The organism is Ideonella sp. sgz306126, from assembly GCF_056032705.1.
This window is the reverse complement of the sequence record NZ_JBVYWP010000002.1, coordinates 152,138-167,184: the sequence shown is the minus strand read 5'-3', so window position 1 is coordinate 167,184 and position 15,047 is coordinate 152,138. Positions and strand designations below refer to the sequence as shown.

Sequence of the window (15,047 nt, the reverse complement as noted above, 5' to 3'; positions counted from 1 at the left end):
AGGGGGCACGCCTCAGGGTCCGTGGCGCTGGTTGCCGCGATCCACCCCAGAAACGAGAAAGGCCCGCGGATGCGGGCCTTTCAGCATCAGGAACGACGCGGCACTCAGGCCGCGCTCAACCACATCGCCGTGTCGAAGGCGCTGCTCATCATCGGCATGTTCATGCCGAAGTTGGGGTTGGTGCCGTTCTTGGCACTGGCCTTGGTGGCCGGCTTTTCCGCGGGGGCCGTCTCAGCAGCCCGCTCCCATGACCCGATTTCTTGGGAGCGGGCTACTGAAAAGAATAGAAACATCTGAACGGGACCTTTCGGTCGGCCCAGAAGTCGGCGGCGTCTCGGAACACGTCGAGCAACTGCTCCCGCGATTCGCGATCGAAGCGTGGATTGTCCGGAATCTGCTCCAGCACCACCACGAAGCCCGGTTGGGCGCCCGACTTGTTGACCAGGTCGGTCATGCAGTCGTACAGCGCGTCCAGGTTCTTGCCGAAATGGGCCGGAAACAGGAACGAGGTGGCAATGCCTTCCAGCACGTCCTGCTTGGACTCGGCCTCGGTGAGGTTGGCGAAGAGAAAGTGCTGCCCAGCCTCCTGGGCTGCGCGCATCAGGTCATCGACCCGATAGGCGCGTATCGCCTGCACGATGTTGGGACGGACGGTCTGCAAGAGCATGGTCGCGTTCCTCCTGTTGTCAAAATGAAAAGTCGCAAGGTTCACAGCAGATCACTGCACGATGCGTCGGAAGCTCGCGTAGTGATCTTCGGTATAGAAACAGGCCGCAGGTTCCGTGAGCTGTCGGCCGCCACAGATGATCCGGCGCGCGCCGCGGTCTCTGGCGCCCGGGGTGCGCACGGTGTATTCGTGGTAATAACCCCGAGGCTGACGGGGCAGCAGGCGTTCGCGATTGCCGAACACCCCACCGTCTTTCTCGTAGGCGAAAGGCCCGCCGCGGCGGATCAGCTGCTCGACCCGCTGCGCCTCGGGCGGCAACTCGGCCAGGCTCACCACCCCGACGTCGGCCTGAGCGGTCGGCCGGGGTTCGCGCGCTTGCGCGCACCCAACACCGCCCAGCAAACCCAGCACCGTGAACGCCATGACGGCGAAGGTCCGTCCCGCTGCGAGCGAGGACTTTCCCACCGACGATGTCACTGTCAAAGCCACGGGTTTACCCTGAACCATCAAACTACAATCGTATCTGATTGGCGGGAAAACCACAAGTCCGCTGCTCAAAGAATGGGCAGGGAACGGTGCCGTAAGTGTTTACTGACTTGCTAATTTTTCCAGGAAAATCAACGGGCTGCGTTGGCGTCCGCGACCGTCAGGGCGGTCATGTTGACGATCCGACGCACGGTGGCCGAAGGCGTGAGGATGTGCACCGGCTTGGCCGATCCCAGCAGCACCGGCCCGATCGCAATGCCACCGCCGGCGGTCGTCTTGAGCAGGTTGTAGCTGATGTTCGCCGCGTCGATGTTGGGCAGCACCAGCAAGTTGGCTTCGCCTTTGAGCGTGCTGCGCGGCATCAATTCGGCCCGGTAGGCGGCGTCCAGCGCGGCGTCGCCGTGCATCTCGCCGTCGATTTCCAGCCAGGGCGCGGCCTGTTGCACCAGCGCCAGCGTCTGGCGCATCTTCACGGCGGAGGGCTGATCGCTGGAGCCGAAATTCGAATGTGACAGCAAGGCGGCCTTGGGCTGGATGCCGAAGCGCCGCATCTCCTCGGCGGCCATGATGGTGATTTCGGCCAGTTGCTCGGCGCTGGGGTCGTAGTTGACGTGGGTGTCGACCAGGAAGATCTGGCGGTTGGGCAGCACCAGGCCGTTCATGCAGGCAAAGGTCTTGACGCCGGGGCGGCGTCCGATGATGGCCTCGACATGGTGGAGGTGCATCGCGGTCGACCCCCAGGTGCCGCAGATCATGCCGTCGACCTCGCCCTTGTGAAGCAGCATGGTGCTGATCAGCGTCAGGCGGCGGCGCATCTCGATCTTGGCGAACTGCTCGGTCACGCCGCGCCGCTCCATCATGCGGTGGTAGGTCTGCCAGTAGTCGCGATAACGGCCATCGTCGTCGATGTTGACGATCTCGAAGTCGCGGCCCTCCTCGATGCGCAGCCCCAGCTTCTCGATGCGGGCCTCGATGACGCTGGCGCGCCCCACCAGCACCGGCCGCGCCAGGCCCTCGTCGGCGATCACCTGGACGGCGCGCAGCACGCGCCGGTCTTCGCCCTCGGCGAAGGCCACGCGGCGCGCCTTGGCGCGCTTGGCCACCGCGAAGATCGGCTTCATCAGCGTGCCCGACGCGTAGACGAAGGTCTGCAGCTTGCCGCGGTAGGCGTCCAGATCGGCGATCGGGCGGGTGGCCACGCCGCAGGCGCGGGCCGCCTCGGCCACGGCCGGCGCGATCTCCATCATCAGGCGCGGATCGAAGGGTTTGGGGATCAGGTACTCGGGGCCGAAGCTCAGCGTGGCGCCAGCGTAGGCCGAGGCCACTACGTCGTTCTGCTCTGCCTGGGCGAGTTCGGCGATGGCCCGCACTGCGGCGATTTCCATCTCGTCGGTGATGGTGCTGGCGCCGCAGTCCAGCGCGCCCCTGAAGATGTACGGGAAGCACAGGACGTTGTTGACCTGGTTCGGGTAATCGGTGCGACCGGTGGCCATGATCGCGTCGTCACGCACCGCCTTGACCTCCTCGGGCATGATCTCCGGCGTCGGATTGGCCAGCGCGAAGATCAGCGGCCTGGCGGCCATCGACGCCACCATGTCGGGCTTCAGCACGCCGCCGGCGGACAGGCCCAGGAAGATGTCTGCGCCCGCGATCGCCTCGCGCAGGCTGCGCTGCGGCGTGTCCTGCGCGAATTCGGCCTTGTCCGGGTCCATCAGTTCGGTGCGGCCCTTCCAGACCACGCCGGCCAGGTCGGTCACGAAGATGTTCTCGCGCGGCAGGCCCAGCTTGACCAGCAGGTTCAGGCAGGCCAGCGCTGCGGCGCCCGCACCGGAGGACACCAGCTTGACGTGCTTGATGTCCTTGCCCACCACCTTCAGGCCATTCAGCAGTGCGGCGCCGACGACGATCGCCGTGCCGTGCTGGTCGTCGTGGAACACCGGGATGTGCAGGCGTTCGCGCAGCTTGCGCTCGACATAGAAGCAGTCGGGAGCCTTGATGTCTTCGAGGTTGATCCCGCCGAAGGTGGGTTCCAGCGCGGCGATGACATCGACCAGCTTGTCGAGGTTGTCTTCCTTGATCTCCAGGTCGAAGACGTCGATGCCGGCAAACTTCTTGAACAGGACCGCCTTGCCCTCCATCACCGGCTTGGACGCCAGCGGACCGATGTTGCCCAGGCCCAGCACCGCGGTGCCATTGGTGACCACGGCCACCAAATTGCCGCGCGAGGTGTAGCGGAAGGCGTTGGCCGGGTCGTCGACGATTTCCTCGCAGGCCGCCGCCACGCCCGGCGAGTAGGCCAGCGCGAGGTCGCGCTGGTTGATCAGCTGCTTGGTCGCGGTGACCGCGATCTTGCCCGGGGTCGGGAACTCGTGGTACTCCAGCGCCGCCCGGCGCAGTTCGGTTTGCTTTTCTTCGGCGGTGGACATCGGCGACCTCGGTAGTTCCGGAACGGGGCAGCGATTGTAGGAGCCGGCCACTGCCCCGGTGCTCGGGCCTTGCCCCGCCGCGTCCCGAGGGCAGCGACCCCGGTGGCGCCGGCGATCTCAGTGAGGCTTCGTGGAGGCGCCCATCAACTCGGTGGCCGCGAACGTGGTGGTCGCCGTGTCTTCCGCGGTGCCGCCGACGGACCGGCCCTGGCCTGCGGGCAGATGGCTGCGCCAGTCCTGGCGAAGCCGGTCAAGCTCGGCCTCCAGCGCCTTGACGTGGCTGGCATGGGTCTTGTGGATGCCGTCGACCTGCTCGACCAACAAGGCCATCAGGTACTTCAGTTCCGAAGAGTGGGTCTGGCGCAGCTCTTCGACACGCTGGTCGTAGTCTTCCTTCAAGGCCGCGACCTCGTCGTCCTTGTCCTTCAGCAGGCGGGCGTGCTGTGCCGCGCTGGCTCGCAGCTGCGCGCTCAGGTCGAGGTTGCTTTCGCGCAGCCGCTCCAGCAGGCGCTGCTGCGGTGAATCGGTCCGGTTGGGCAATTGGCTGTTGCTGCCGAAGGACGAGTTGTCGCCGGCCATCAAGGTGGTCAGCGGAGCGAGCTTGCTGTCGGAAGGGCGCAGGTCGTGGGCCGACTTGCGGCGCGGGGCCGGCTTCCGGCGCAGCATCCACGCGCCCAGCAGCAGGCCCAGCGCCAATCCTGCTGCAGCCCCCAGCACTTGCCACAACCAGCCCGGCACGGACGAAAAGAGCACGTTCACCTCCACGATGCGCTGCGGTCGGTCCTCGAGAGAAGCCATCGACTCGCGCGCTTTTGTGATGGAACATTGTGAAGGGTGCGACCCGAAAACACCGACGGCGGCGAGGCAATTCGGCGGTAACAAAATGTGTTGTTTGTCGGCGTCCACAGATCCGGTCGTGTGTCACGTCGAGCGGCGCAGGCCGCCTCCTAGAATCCGGCCGATGCGCCGTGACTCCCCGCCCTGTGACGCCGAGCCGGCGGCCGCTTCCCTCCCGGGTTCCTTGCCGCTCCGCCCGGCCTTGACCGCGGCCGGCGTGCACCGATGGCTGGTCGTCTGCGTGCTCGGCTTCGCCTCGGGCCTGCCGCTGGCATTGACCGGCCAGGCGCTGCAGGCCTGGCTCAGCACGGCGGGCATCGACGTGGCGACGATCGGCTTCCTGAGCCTGGTGGGCCTGCCCTACACCTTCAAGTTCCTGTGGGCGCCGCTGATGGATCGCTTCGACCTGCCGTGGCTGGGGCGGCGCCGCGGCTGGCTGGCGCTGACCCAGTTGCTGCTGGCCGGTGGCTTGTGGGCGCTTGCGGCCACCCCGCCGCAAGCGTCGCTGCAGTTGTTCGCCTTGCTGGCGGTCGGGGTGGCGTTCCTGTCCGCGTCGCAGGATGTCGCGCTGGATGCCTATCGCACCGATCTGCTGCTGCCGCGGGAGCGCGGCCTGGGCTCGTCGCTCAACGTGATGGGATACCGGCTGGCGATGATTCTGTCGGGCGGCGTGGCCTTGATCTGGACCGATGCCGGCCAGGGCGGCGGCTGGACCTGGCCTCAGGTCTACCGCCTGATGGCGGGGCTGATGGCCGGTGCGGCGGCGTTCAGCGTCAGCGTCACCCCACGCCTGCCGCAGCCGCAGGTGCGCGCCGCACCCGCTTCGCGCGAGGTGCTGGGCTTTGCGTCCGTGGCGGCCGTGGCCGTGCTGGGCTACCTGGTGACGCAGCAGTTGTTCACCCCGGTGCTGAGCGCGCTGCTGGCGCCGTGGTGGCAGGGCAGCCGCTTGCCGCCGCTGCTGCAGCAGCGCTGGACGGATCTGGCGGCGATGTTCGCCGGCCTGGCGTTCACCCTGCCGCTGGCGGCCTGGGCGGCAAGACGCACCGGCTTCGAGACCTTGCGCGCCGGCCTGGCCGACTACTTCGCGCGGCCGGGTGCCAAGGCGTTCTTGCTGCTGATCGTGCTCTACAAGCTGGGCGACGCGTTCGCGCTCTCGCTGATGACCCCGTTCCTGCTCAAGAGCATGGCGTTCGCGTCGGCAGAGGTCGGCGTGGTTAACAAGGTGCTGGGCCTGTGGCTCACCCTGTTCGGGGCCTTGCTCGGTGGCGCGTTGATGCTGCGCCTGCGCCTGTGGCGTTCGCTGCTGATGTTCGGCGTCCTGCAAGGGCTCAGCAACCTGGGCTTCTGGTGGCTGGCGGTGCATGGCAAAGGCGCCTTGCCGGGGCTGCTGCTGCCTGCTTTCGATTGGGGCATCGTCAAGCTGACCCATCCGACGACGGTGGATGGCGGCTTGCTGATGGCCGTCGCGCTGGAGAACCTGACCGGCGGCATGGGCACGGCGGCCTTCGTGGCGCTGTTGATGAGCCTGACGAGTCGTCGCTTCACGGCCACCCAGTTCGCGCTGCTCTCTGCGTTCGCATCGGTCGGCCGCGTCTGGATCGGGCCGTTGGCTGGCGTGCTGGCCGAGTCGATCGGCTGGCCGAATTTCTTCATCGTCGCCACCGTGCTCTCGGCGCCCGCGCTGCTGATGCTGTGGCGCCTGCGGGGCCCCATCCGGGTGCTGGAGGGCGAGTCGGCCGACGCGGAGGGCGCCGGCCCCTGACCCGGCCCGCGCCGGCCGGCGGCTCAGGTGCCGCGGACGTAGGGGTTGTGGCGGCGTTCCTCGCCGAAGCTGCTCTCCGGCCCGTGGCCGGGGATGAACACCGTGTCGTCGCCCATCGGCCACAGGCGCTGGGTGATGCTGGCGATCAGCGTGTCGTGGTCGCCGCCGGGAAAGTCCGTGCGGCCGATCGAGCCGGCGAACAGCACGTCACCGACGAAGCAGCGCTTGGCTTCGGCGCTGTGGAACACCACATGTCCCGGCGTGTGGCCGGGGCAGTGGCGCACCCGCACGGTGCTGTGCCCCAGCGCCACCGTGTCGCCATCGGCCAGCCAGCGCGTCGGCACGAAGGGCTCGGCCGGCGGGAACCCGAACATCTGGCTCTGCTGCCCGAGTCCGTCGATCCAGAACTGGTCGCCCGGGTGCGGCCCGACGATAGGCAGCCCCAGCTCGCGCGCGAGCGTGCCCGTTCCCCCGGCATGGTCGATGTGCGCGTGGGTCAGCCACAGGGCTCGCAGATGGACGCCCAGGCGCGCGACCTCCGCCTTCAACCGGTCCAGGTCGCCGCCCGGATCGATCAAGGCCGCGTCCATCGTCTCGTCGCACCAGACGATGGAGCAGTTTTGCTGGAAGCCGGTGACCGGTACGGTGCGATAGCGAAGCATGGTGAAGAAAGGTTCCAGGGGAACGGGGTGCTGATCCGGCAACCGGGGGGACGACTCTTCAGAGCCCCTCGCGAGGGGCCCACCCGCTCGGCGTCGATGCCGCAAAACTGCACCAGCAAACCCCGAGTATGCCCGCCGAGGCCGATCGGGCACCGAGGTCTTGTTGGTCGGGAGGGGGGCTGCTTCAGACTGGGTGCGGGCGGTGCGGTTTGGCGCTCGAATGTCGGCGCGCATCGGAACCTGTCATTCGCTGGCCGCCCTGGCATGCGACCGCTGCGCCTGGACTTCGACTCGTCCCTCCCGACCCGTTGCGGTCGATTTCCTCATCGGCGCGGACGTCTGCCTGCAGCTCCATGGGAGCGGCTGGGATGTGCCGTTATTTCGCCAGTTCAGGCCAAGGGCGACGTCAGCGCTTGAACGCAAGCACGAAGACGCCGGCACCCACCATCAGAATGCCGATCCATTCCCGCAGCGACGGCCGCTCACCCAGGAAGGCTACGGCAAACACAGTCACCAGAAGCACGCTGAGCTTGTCGACTGGCGCCACCTTCGACGCATCTCCGATCTTCAGTGCGCGGAAGTAGCAGACCCACGACGCACCGGTCGCCAGACCCGACAGCACCAGGAAAAGCCATGTCTTTCCTGAGAGCTCGAACGGGTTCGACAGCTTGCCTGTTGCATAGACGAAGGCGCCGAGCACGACGAAGATGATCACCGTGCGGATCAGCGTGGCGAGGTCGGAATCGACCCCTGCCAAGCCAATCTTGGCGAAGATTGCGGTGAGCGCCGCGAACACGGCCGAGAAAAGCGCCCAGGTAAACCAGTTGGAAGCGAGGAACATGTTTTTTCCACAATGGCAGACCGAAGTCGGAGACACCCGCTTCACGGGTGGATCATTGTCCGCACGAAGCCGCAGCATAGACCGCCGAGGCACTCAGCGCCTACTCGATCTGCATCAGCTACCTGCATTTCTCCTCCCACTCGGCCTTGGATCGGGCACGGTTGCGCAAACCTTGCGACGCGGCGACCCAGCGGGCCATCAGCGGAGCCGTGAGCTGTCACCGGCGAGCACCTGCTGCCGGCCAGGACTGCGAGTCGTTGCAGAGTGAAGGTTGCCGACGATCATTGAGAAGGGATCCACCCACCAGATTGCTCCGCTTGACGGACGGATTCCAAACCCTGCTTATGCAGGGGGGCACCCATGGCGCCTACTTGAGCTCGATCAGCGGGTCGGGCGCCACGAAGCGTCCGAATCGAAGCGCGAACGCCGGCAACAACAGCAGGTTGAGCAGCGTCGAGGTGACCAGGCCGCCGAGGATCACGATCGCCATCGGTCCTTCGACCTCGTTGCCCGGCTCACCACTGCGCAGCGCAAGCGGCAGCAGGCCCAGCGCGGTGACGCAGGCGGTCATCAGGATGGGCAACAGGCGCTCGCGCGCGCCACGCAGCGCTGCCTCCGGTCCCCAGCGCAGGCCTTCGTGCTCGACCAAGTGCTGGTAGTGCGAGACGAGCATGATCGAGTTGCGCAAGGTGATGCCGAACAAGGTCACGAAACCGACCATCGATCCCAGGCTGAGGTCTGCGCCGGTCATGAACACCGCAGCGACGCCGCCCACCAGCGCGAACGGCAGGTTCAGTAGCACCAGCGCTCGGGCCCGCCCGGTGCGCAGCGCCAAGGTCAGCAGCACGCCGATGCCGCCCAGGGCCAGCGCCGAGTTCACCAGCAGCTCGTGCAGGGATTGCGTGCGCGCCTGGGCTTCGCCTTCGAAGACCGCGTAGGTGCCGCGAGGCATCGGAACCTCGCGGCGCACGCGGGCCTGGGCGTCTCGCACGAAGTCGGCCACCGGGCGGCCACGCACGCCGCAGGTCACGGTCTGCAGCCGTTGCCCCCCGCTGTGGGCGATCTGCGCGCGCCCGGCCTGCTCGCGGATGTCGGCGACTTCGGCGAGCGGCACGAGCGTCCCCTGGCCATTGCGCAACTTCAACTGCCCGACGTCGGCCGGTTGCCGCCGGTGATTCGCATCGAGCTGGACCGTGATGTCGGTGACTTGATTGCTGTGCACCAGTTGGGCCACGGTGACGCCTTCGAACGCGGCCTGCACGGCGTCGAGCACCTCCAGCGGACGCAGCGCATTGCGCTGCAGCATCGCCGGACGCAGGCGGATCACGAGCTGTGGCGTGGACGGCGGAGCCGGGATGTTCACGCCGATCGCGCCGGGCACCTCGCCCAGCACCCTCGCGATGGTGCGCGCCTGGGCATCAATCAGGTCGAGGTCGTCGCCGTACACATTGACGATCACGGGCGAGGCGAAGCCCGAGAGGGTCTCGTCGATGCGCTCGGTCAGAAAGGTGTTGACCGAGGTGGTCATGCCCGGGAAGCGTTGACGCTCGGCGTTGATGCGGGCCAGCGTCGTCGACTGCGCGGCGGCGCCCATGGGCGCCAGATCGACCTCGAATTCGCTCAGGTTCACGTCCACCGGATCCACCACGTCGGCGGCTCGGCCCGCGCGCTGCGCCACCCGCCGCACGCCAGGGATCGCCCGCAGCGCGGCCGTGACACGATCGCCGATGCGCACCGCCTCCGCCAGGGAGGTACCGGGCGCCAGTGCCATGTGCACCGTGTAATGGTCCTCCTTGAGTTCCGGAATGAAACTGCCGCCCAGCAAAGGCACGCAGGCCAGCGCCGCCAGGCAGGCGACGGCCACGACGGCCACCAGACGCAGGCTGTGCCGCTCGACCGCCGCCAGCCAGCCGGTGTAGCGCCGCTGGAGCGCCTGCACGAAGCGCGGCTCGTCGCGGTCCGGCGGGGCCCCGGCCAGCAGTACGCAGGCCAGCGCCGGTGTCAGCGTCAGCGCCACGCCCAGCGAGGCCAGGACCGAGAACACATAGGCTTCGCCCAGAGGCGAGAACAAGGCGCCTGCGACGCCGGTCAGGGCCAGGACCGGCAGGAAGGCCAGCGTGACGATGAAGCTGGCGTAAACGACGGCCCCGCGGACTTCGACCGACGCGCGCCAGATCACCACCGGCGCGGGAAGCGGGCGTTCGGCACTGCGGTTTTCGCGCAGGCGGCGGACGATGTTCTCGACGTCGACGATTGCGTCGTCCACCACCTCGCCAAGCGCGATCGCCAGACCGCCGAGCGTCATCGTGTTGAGGCTGACACCGAAGCGATGCAGCACGATCACCGAGACCAGCAGCGACAGCGGGATCGCGCAAGCCGAGATCAGGGCAGTTCGCAGGTTGTGGAGGAACAGGAACAACACCGCGACCACCAGCGCGGCGCCGATCAGCAGGGCGGTGCGCAGGTGCTGCATCGCCACCGTGATGAACCGGGCGGGTCGGAACACGGTCGTGTCCAGCACCACGCCCTGGGCGAACAACAGCGGCGCCAGCGGCTCGAAGGCGCGGTCGAGCTCGCGGCTGACGGCCAGCGGGTCGGCCCCGTACTGGCTTTCGATCACCAGCATCACGGCGGGTTGCCCGTCGAGGCGGGCCGCGCCCACCGGTGGCGCCACGCCTTCGCGCACCCGCCCCAGGTCGCCCAGCCGGATCGGCACGCCCGCCCGCCACGCCACCGGGATCTGCGCCAGCTCCTGCACCGAGCGCAACTGGCCCTCGGTGCGCAAAGCCAGGCGCTGGTTCACCCCTTCGATGAAGCCGGCACTGCGCACACCCGTGGCCTGCCGCGCGGCTGCCAGCACCTCGTCCAGGCTCAGGCCGTCGGCCACCAGGCGCTGCGGATCCACCTGCACCTGCCACTGGCGCACATCGCCGCCGAACACCACCACATCGGCCACGCCGGGCAGACCGGTCAGATGCGGCTTGATCGTCCAGGCGGCGAGGTCGTGCAAATCGGCCAGCGAGCGGTGGGAGGAAGTCAGTGCGGCCACCAGCACGACGCCGGTCGACGAGGTCAGAGGCAGGAGCGCCGGCGGCAACACCCCCGCGGGCAGGCTGGCGCCCACTGCGCCCAGCCGCGAGCTGACGCTTTGCTGTGCCTGTTGAACGTCGGTGCGGGCTTTGAAGGTGATCGTGATCAGCGAGAGCCCGGGCAGGGACTTGGATTTCATCGTGTCCACATCGGGCAGGCCGCCCAGGACGTTCTCGACCGGCTGGGACACCAGTGCCTCGACCTGCTCGGCCGACAGCCCGGGTGCCTCGGTCTGAACGATCGCCAGCGGCGGCGCGAACTCCGGAAACACGTCCATGCGCGAGCTGCGCAAGGTCTCGACGCCATAGCCGAACAGCAGGCAGGCCAGCACGATGACGATGCCGCGATAGCGGATCGACAGGCGGACGAGGGCATTCACCACCGCGTGCGTCCCCGGCGGTTCGGTCGACTCAGTCGTCGCATTCGGGGTCTTTGCAGCCGACGGCGCTGCCCGGCGGCGGCAGTTGCTCCAGCGACAGCAGCAGGCCGGCGCCGCGCGTCACGACCCGCTGTCCGGGTCGCAGCCCGGCCGACACGAAGACGCCCTGCGGCGCCTGCCTCGCATCGAGCAGCGCAATGCGCGCGAAATGCGTGGCGTCGCGCTGCACGTAAGTCCACGCCTGATTGGCGTACCACACCACGGCTTGCTGCGGCACCAGGACGCCAGCCACCGGCGCGGAGCCCGGCAACTCGACGGTGACATGGGCCTGCGCCGGCAGCATCCGGCCGACCAGGTAGAGCTGCATCGTCGCGCCGAGCTGTGGGTCGGCTTGCACGGCCTGCGACAGCCAAGCGGCGGGCACGCCAGGACCGCCGGCCAGCGCCAGTTGCACTCGGCCCGGTGGCGTCGTGCCGTCCGGCAGCGCCACGCTCACGATGGCGCGCTGCCCGCCGAACAGCGCCCGGGCGTCGCTGTCGCGCTCGGCCAGGCGCACCAGCGCCGGGCCGAAACGCAACTCGCCCTCCCGCTGCAATGCCTGCAAGGCGGCGCGGGCGGTCGCCAGCACCGCGTCGGCCTGCGCCGCCGCGACATCGGCCGCCTGCCGGCTCTTGAGCGAGGCGTTCTGGTGGTCCTGGTACAAGGCCTCGGTCCGCACCAGATCGGCCCGGGCGGCCCGGGCCTGGACCTCGGCCGCGGCGACCTGGGCGCCCGCCGAGCGACGGCGGGCGGCCCAGTCGGCCAGCGGCAGCAGGTCCATCACGGCAGCGTCGGCGGTCGCATCGGGCGGCGGATCGGCGAGGGCAAGCGCCTGTTCGACGAAGCCGCCGCGACGCTGCGAGGCCATGTCGATCTGGACGATCGTCGTGCCGTCGACCACCGTCACCGGGCCGGCGGGCTGCGCGACGGGCGCCACCGCGGCCGGGCCCGCCACCGACATGGCATGCACCCACAAGCCCGCCAATGCCGGCAGCACCGACACCAGACCGAGCCAGGCCCTTGGCTTGGGAAACCTCATCGTGGCGCCTCCGCGAGCAAAGGGAACCGGGTGCGACCGGCCAGGACAGGCCTCACCGGCTAGACCGTCAAGGCCAGCAGCGGCCGGATGACGCGTTCACCGAACAGGGCCCCCGATGCCAGCGCGAGCAGCAACAGGGGGAGCAGCCACCAGGCCATTCGCGCGCTAAGCGAGCGATCCTGTCCTGACCGGGGCGGGAGCGGTTGCAGCAGGCGCTCCACGCGGAACTTCAGGCCAGCAGGGTCCCCCGTCAGTGCCGCCCGCGCCCAGGGGCCGCAGGCGCGCTGCAAGCGCAGCGAGGAGAGCACTGCCGCTGCGAGATCCGCGCCGTCGATGCCATGCGCCCGCGCCTCGTCGTCGCGCGCCAGTTCGAGCGCGCAGAGCCAAGCCTGAAAGCGCCGGTGCGCAGAGGGCCAGGGCCATTGCAGGTCGCTGGCAAACTGCCCGAGCCAGATCCGCAGCGGATCGCGATGCCGGACATGCGCAAGCTCGTGCTCGATCGCGGCGCGCCGGGCACGCTCGTCCAGCACGGCTGCAAGTCGCGGGGCGAACACGATGCGCGGACGCCAGAGGCCCACGGTCACGATCCCGCAATCGGTCGAGGCCGCGCGCAGTGACCAGGCCGCGCGGATCGCAGCACGGGCCACGACGACACAGAACGGAACCGCCACCGCGAGCGCCCACGGGTCGATCCGGTCGGGAACCGGATCGGGTTCGGACCACGCCCATCCGCACAGCCAAACCGCCACTGTCACGGCGGGGATCAAGGGCCACCACAAGAGCCACCAGAGCCGGTGCTCCAACGGCCTGGCGGTGGTCCCGTCACGCCCCCGCGCGGGCCAAGGCGCGCACAGCTGGAGCATCGCGCCGCCCAGCGCCGCGATCAGCAGGCACAGCAGGGTTTCACGCTCCATGGCCGCCCCTGCGGCGCGCCGCAGCGACTTCTCGCTCCAGCTCGTCGAGCAAGGCGGGATCCAGCGCGGCCACGGCATCCACCAGCGCCGCCACCGCGGCATGCGGCGTCGAGCTGAACAAGGGCTTCACCGCCTGCCGGGCGCGTGCCCGGTCCACCTCTTCGCGGCTGAGCCGCGGCCGGTAGACGAACGCCGCGCCATGCTGCCGACGCTGGAGCAAGCCCTTGGCACGCAGGCGATCGACGACCTTGGCGGTGGTCGTGTACGCGAGTCCGTCGGGCACCCCGAGCTGATCGTGCAGCTCACGCACCGAAGCGGCGCCCAGCTCCCACAGCCTGACCATGACGGCGTATTCCAGGTCGTCGCCGGGGAGACGGAACGGTGTGTTCATGCGGTCATGCTACGACACGTTGTCGTAGTATGGCAAGCGCTAGTCTCCTGCGCCAAAGGACCGGCGTCGGAATCGATGGGCTTCAGCAACAATAAGTTGGAGAGGAAACGACGGTGACCTCCACCTCGTAACCGTACCCGTGCCTGTTTGAGGTCCTTGTCGAACAGGCCTTGATCGAGATCCACTTCATCACGGTGGCTGGGACGTTGGCAGTACAACCTAGAGGGGTCATTCAGCGCTGGAGGACGCCGACTTCCGAATGACCGGTTGGTAGCACAGAGCGTGAATTCAGGTGGCTACGCCGACCGACATCATCCGCGGCACAGGCGAATTCCGTTCAGCCTCGCTTGCTTCCGCGTTCAGGTTCGTGCTCGTGACTCTTGCTGCGATCGCTCGAATTCAAGGCCTCAAAGCCGCCCCCCTAACTTGGATGGGCGGCGCTCCCGCCGCTTGACTCCGATCAATCGCGACGAGAAACTGAAACGGCCGGTGGGTCGACCACTGGGCGTACTTTGCCGAGTGCAACAACAAGGGAACCCGCATGAAATTTCTGACGAAGGCCACACTGGCCCTGAGTGTCATTGGCTTTGCACAAGTCGCTTGTGCGAGCTTGAATCTCACGCTGACCAACAGCGCCAATCAAGTGATTGACTCGTTCAGCCTGGACCTGCATGCCGGCCAGCCGGATGGCGCGGGATCCGACTACGTTTTCTACAACATTGCCAACGATGCGAAGGGCTACAACAGCGCCTTCTTCGGCGACAGCGCCACCGGTGGCTGGTTCGGAATCGGCAACAACATGGGCGGCAATGTGGTCGCCCAGTCCATCAGCGAGTATTTCGCTCCGGCGCTGTATTCAGGATCTGGCCTGGTCGCAAACCTGTCCCCCGGTGCAAGCTATTTGTCGACCACGGGAGACAGGCTGAACGTGGCCGCCGTGCCCGAGCCCTCTTCGCTGGCCTTGATGCTGCTCGGTGGACTCACCTTGTTCGGGCTGCGCGCGCGCCGCCGCACGTGATCCGTTCGCCCACGGCGCGGCGTCACCGCCCAGGGCATGAACGGGGTCTCCAAAAGCCAGGTCTCGCGCTGGTGTGGCGAGTTTGATGAACAGGTCGGCGCGTTCCTGAACTGATCGCTTGCCGGCGACGGGCCGTACCTGTGGATCGGCGTCACCTGCGTCAACATGCGCGGGGCCGGACGCATCATGAGCGGAGCGGTGATCCGTGGCAGCCATTCCAGCGCCACGGTCACGCTGTGCCCTCGGGACGATCGCCTCCAAGCACGTCCGCCCGCGAAGGCAGAGCGCCGTCGCCGATGGCCTGGCCGGTGTGCCGGCCCTTTGATCCCGCCGTGCCCGGCCGCCCGGCCGGTGGTGGTACTGTGGCACCGTCCATTCCAGCCAGAAGGTGTCGGTCGCGCACGGGGTGCGCGGCCCGGGATCGATAGCCACGCGAGCAGGCCATCCACCGTGCAAAGCTCTCCCGTCACCGACCTGCGTCACGACGGCTCCTCGG

13 protein-coding genes and 1 pseudogene are annotated in these 15,047 nt (G+C 68.1%); 4 read left to right on the top strand and 10 right to left on the bottom strand.

Going from position 1 to position 15,047, the window contains the following annotated elements; genetic code table 11:
- Positions 1-21 precede the first annotated feature (21 nt).
- A complete protein-coding gene (locus AC0N04_RS05150) occupies positions 22-297 on the top strand; it encodes a hypothetical protein (RefSeq protein ID WP_474279347.1) in 276 nt (91 codons plus the stop codon).
- On the opposite strand, the gene AC0N04_RS05145 is transcribed toward AC0N04_RS05150, so the two are convergent.
- The 4 genes from AC0N04_RS05145 to AC0N04_RS05130 all read right to left on the bottom strand — a co-directional run bounded on the left by AC0N04_RS05145 (position 272) and on the right by AC0N04_RS05130 (position 4,332).
- Entirely contained in the window at positions 272-667 is a 396-nt protein-coding gene (locus tag AC0N04_RS05145) for a barstar family protein (protein ID WP_474279345.1), read from the bottom strand. The genes AC0N04_RS05150 and AC0N04_RS05145 overlap by 26 nt on opposite strands.
- A gap of 51 nt (positions 668-718) precedes the next feature.
- A complete protein-coding gene (locus AC0N04_RS05140) occupies positions 719-1,090 on the bottom strand; it encodes a guanyl-specific ribonuclease (protein WP_474279343.1) in 372 nt (123 codons plus the stop codon).
- Positions 1,091-1,284: 194 nt separating this feature from the next.
- Positions 1,285-3,579 carry an NADP-dependent malic enzyme gene (locus AC0N04_RS05135; protein WP_474279341.1) on the bottom strand — a complete coding sequence of 765 codons (2,295 nt, stop codon included), beginning with the start codon at positions 3,577-3,579 and terminating at the stop codon, positions 1,285-1,287.
- Positions 3,580-3,696: 117 nt separating this feature from the next.
- The gene (locus AC0N04_RS05130; RefSeq protein ID WP_474279339.1) at positions 3,697-4,332 is read right to left on the bottom strand and encodes a hypothetical protein; all 636 of its coding nucleotides are present in this window, start codon (positions 4,330-4,332) and stop codon (positions 3,697-3,699) included.
- A 208-nt stretch (positions 4,333-4,540) separates the two neighbouring features.
- Between AC0N04_RS05130 and AC0N04_RS05125 the strand changes: the two genes are divergently transcribed.
- A complete protein-coding gene (locus tag AC0N04_RS05125; protein ID WP_474279337.1) occupies positions 4,541-6,178 on the top strand; it encodes an AmpG family muropeptide MFS transporter in 1,638 nt (545 codons plus the stop codon).
- Between the two features lie 23 nt (positions 6,179-6,201).
- On the opposite strand, the gene AC0N04_RS05120 is transcribed toward AC0N04_RS05125, so the two are convergent.
- From AC0N04_RS05120 to AC0N04_RS05095, 6 genes are all read right to left on the bottom strand, one after another.
- Positions 6,202-6,840, bottom strand: coding sequence for an MBL fold metallo-hydrolase (locus AC0N04_RS05120; RefSeq protein ID WP_474279335.1), 639 nt, complete (start codon positions 6,838-6,840; stop codon positions 6,202-6,204).
- A 406-nt stretch (positions 6,841-7,246) separates the two neighbouring features.
- Positions 7,247-7,681 carry an EamA family transporter gene (locus AC0N04_RS05115; protein ID WP_474279333.1) on the bottom strand — a complete coding sequence of 145 codons (435 nt, stop codon included), beginning with the start codon at positions 7,679-7,681 and terminating at the stop codon, positions 7,247-7,249.
- A gap of 367 nt (positions 7,682-8,048) precedes the next feature.
- Positions 8,049-11,153 carry an efflux RND transporter permease subunit gene (locus tag AC0N04_RS05110; protein ID WP_474279331.1) on the bottom strand — a complete coding sequence of 1,035 codons (3,105 nt, stop codon included), beginning with the start codon at positions 11,151-11,153 and terminating at the stop codon, positions 8,049-8,051.
- A 28-nt stretch (positions 11,154-11,181) separates the two neighbouring features.
- Positions 11,182-12,228, bottom strand: a complete 1,047-nt coding sequence (locus AC0N04_RS05105) for an efflux RND transporter periplasmic adaptor subunit (RefSeq protein WP_474279329.1) — start codon at positions 12,226-12,228, stop codon at positions 11,182-11,184.
- 59 nt (positions 12,229-12,287) lie between these two features.
- Entirely contained in the window at positions 12,288-13,142 is an 855-nt protein-coding gene (locus AC0N04_RS05100) for a M56 family metallopeptidase (protein ID WP_474279327.1), read from the bottom strand.
- Positions 13,132-13,533, bottom strand: coding sequence for a BlaI/MecI/CopY family transcriptional regulator (locus AC0N04_RS05095; protein ID WP_474279325.1), 402 nt, complete (start codon positions 13,531-13,533; stop codon positions 13,132-13,134). Before AC0N04_RS05095 ends, AC0N04_RS05100 begins: the two co-directional genes overlap by 11 nt.
- Positions 13,534-14,074: 541 nt before the next feature.
- Between AC0N04_RS05095 and AC0N04_RS05090 the strand changes: the two genes are divergently transcribed.
- Positions 14,075-14,551 (top strand): PEP-CTERM sorting domain-containing protein, encoded by a 477-nt coding sequence (locus AC0N04_RS05090; protein WP_474279323.1) that lies wholly within the window; start codon positions 14,075-14,077, stop codon positions 14,549-14,551.
- 21 nt (positions 14,552-14,572) lie between these two features.
- A pseudogene (locus AC0N04_RS05085) lies at positions 14,573-14,755 on the top strand (transposase); the annotation flags it as partial.
- Between the last annotated feature and the right edge of the window lie 292 nt (positions 14,756-15,047).

Coding starts and splice junctions, on each gene's coding strand:
- AC0N04_RS05145 (WP_474279345.1), bottom strand. CDS start 667: ATGCTCTTGCAGACCGTCCGTCCCAACATCGTGCAGGCGATACGCGCC.
- AC0N04_RS05140 (WP_474279343.1), bottom strand. CDS start 1,090: ATGGCGTTCACGGTGCTGGGTTTGCTGGGCGGTGTTGGGTGCGCGCAA.
- AC0N04_RS05135 (WP_474279341.1), bottom strand. CDS start 3,579: ATGTCCACCGCCGAAGAAAAGCAAACCGAACTGCGCCGGGCGGCGCTG.
- AC0N04_RS05125 (WP_474279337.1), top strand. CDS start 4,541: ATGCGCCGTGACTCCCCGCCCTGTGACGCCGAGCCGGCGGCCGCTTCC.
- AC0N04_RS05120 (WP_474279335.1), bottom strand. CDS start 6,840: ATGCTTCGCTATCGCACCGTACCGGTCACCGGCTTCCAGCAAAACTGC.
- AC0N04_RS05115 (WP_474279333.1), bottom strand. CDS start 7,681: ATGTTCCTCGCTTCCAACTGGTTTACCTGGGCGCTTTTCTCGGCCGTG.
- AC0N04_RS05105 (WP_474279329.1), bottom strand. CDS start 12,228: ATGAGGTTTCCCAAGCCAAGGGCCTGGCTCGGTCTGGTGTCGGTGCTG.
- AC0N04_RS05100 (WP_474279327.1), bottom strand. CDS start 13,142: ATGGAGCGTGAAACCCTGCTGTGCCTGCTGATCGCGGCGCTGGGCGGC.
- AC0N04_RS05095 (WP_474279325.1), bottom strand. CDS start 13,533: ATGAACACACCGTTCCGTCTCCCCGGCGACGACCTGGAATACGCCGTC.
- AC0N04_RS05090 (WP_474279323.1), top strand. CDS start 14,075: ATGAAATTTCTGACGAAGGCCACACTGGCCCTGAGTGTCATTGGCTTT.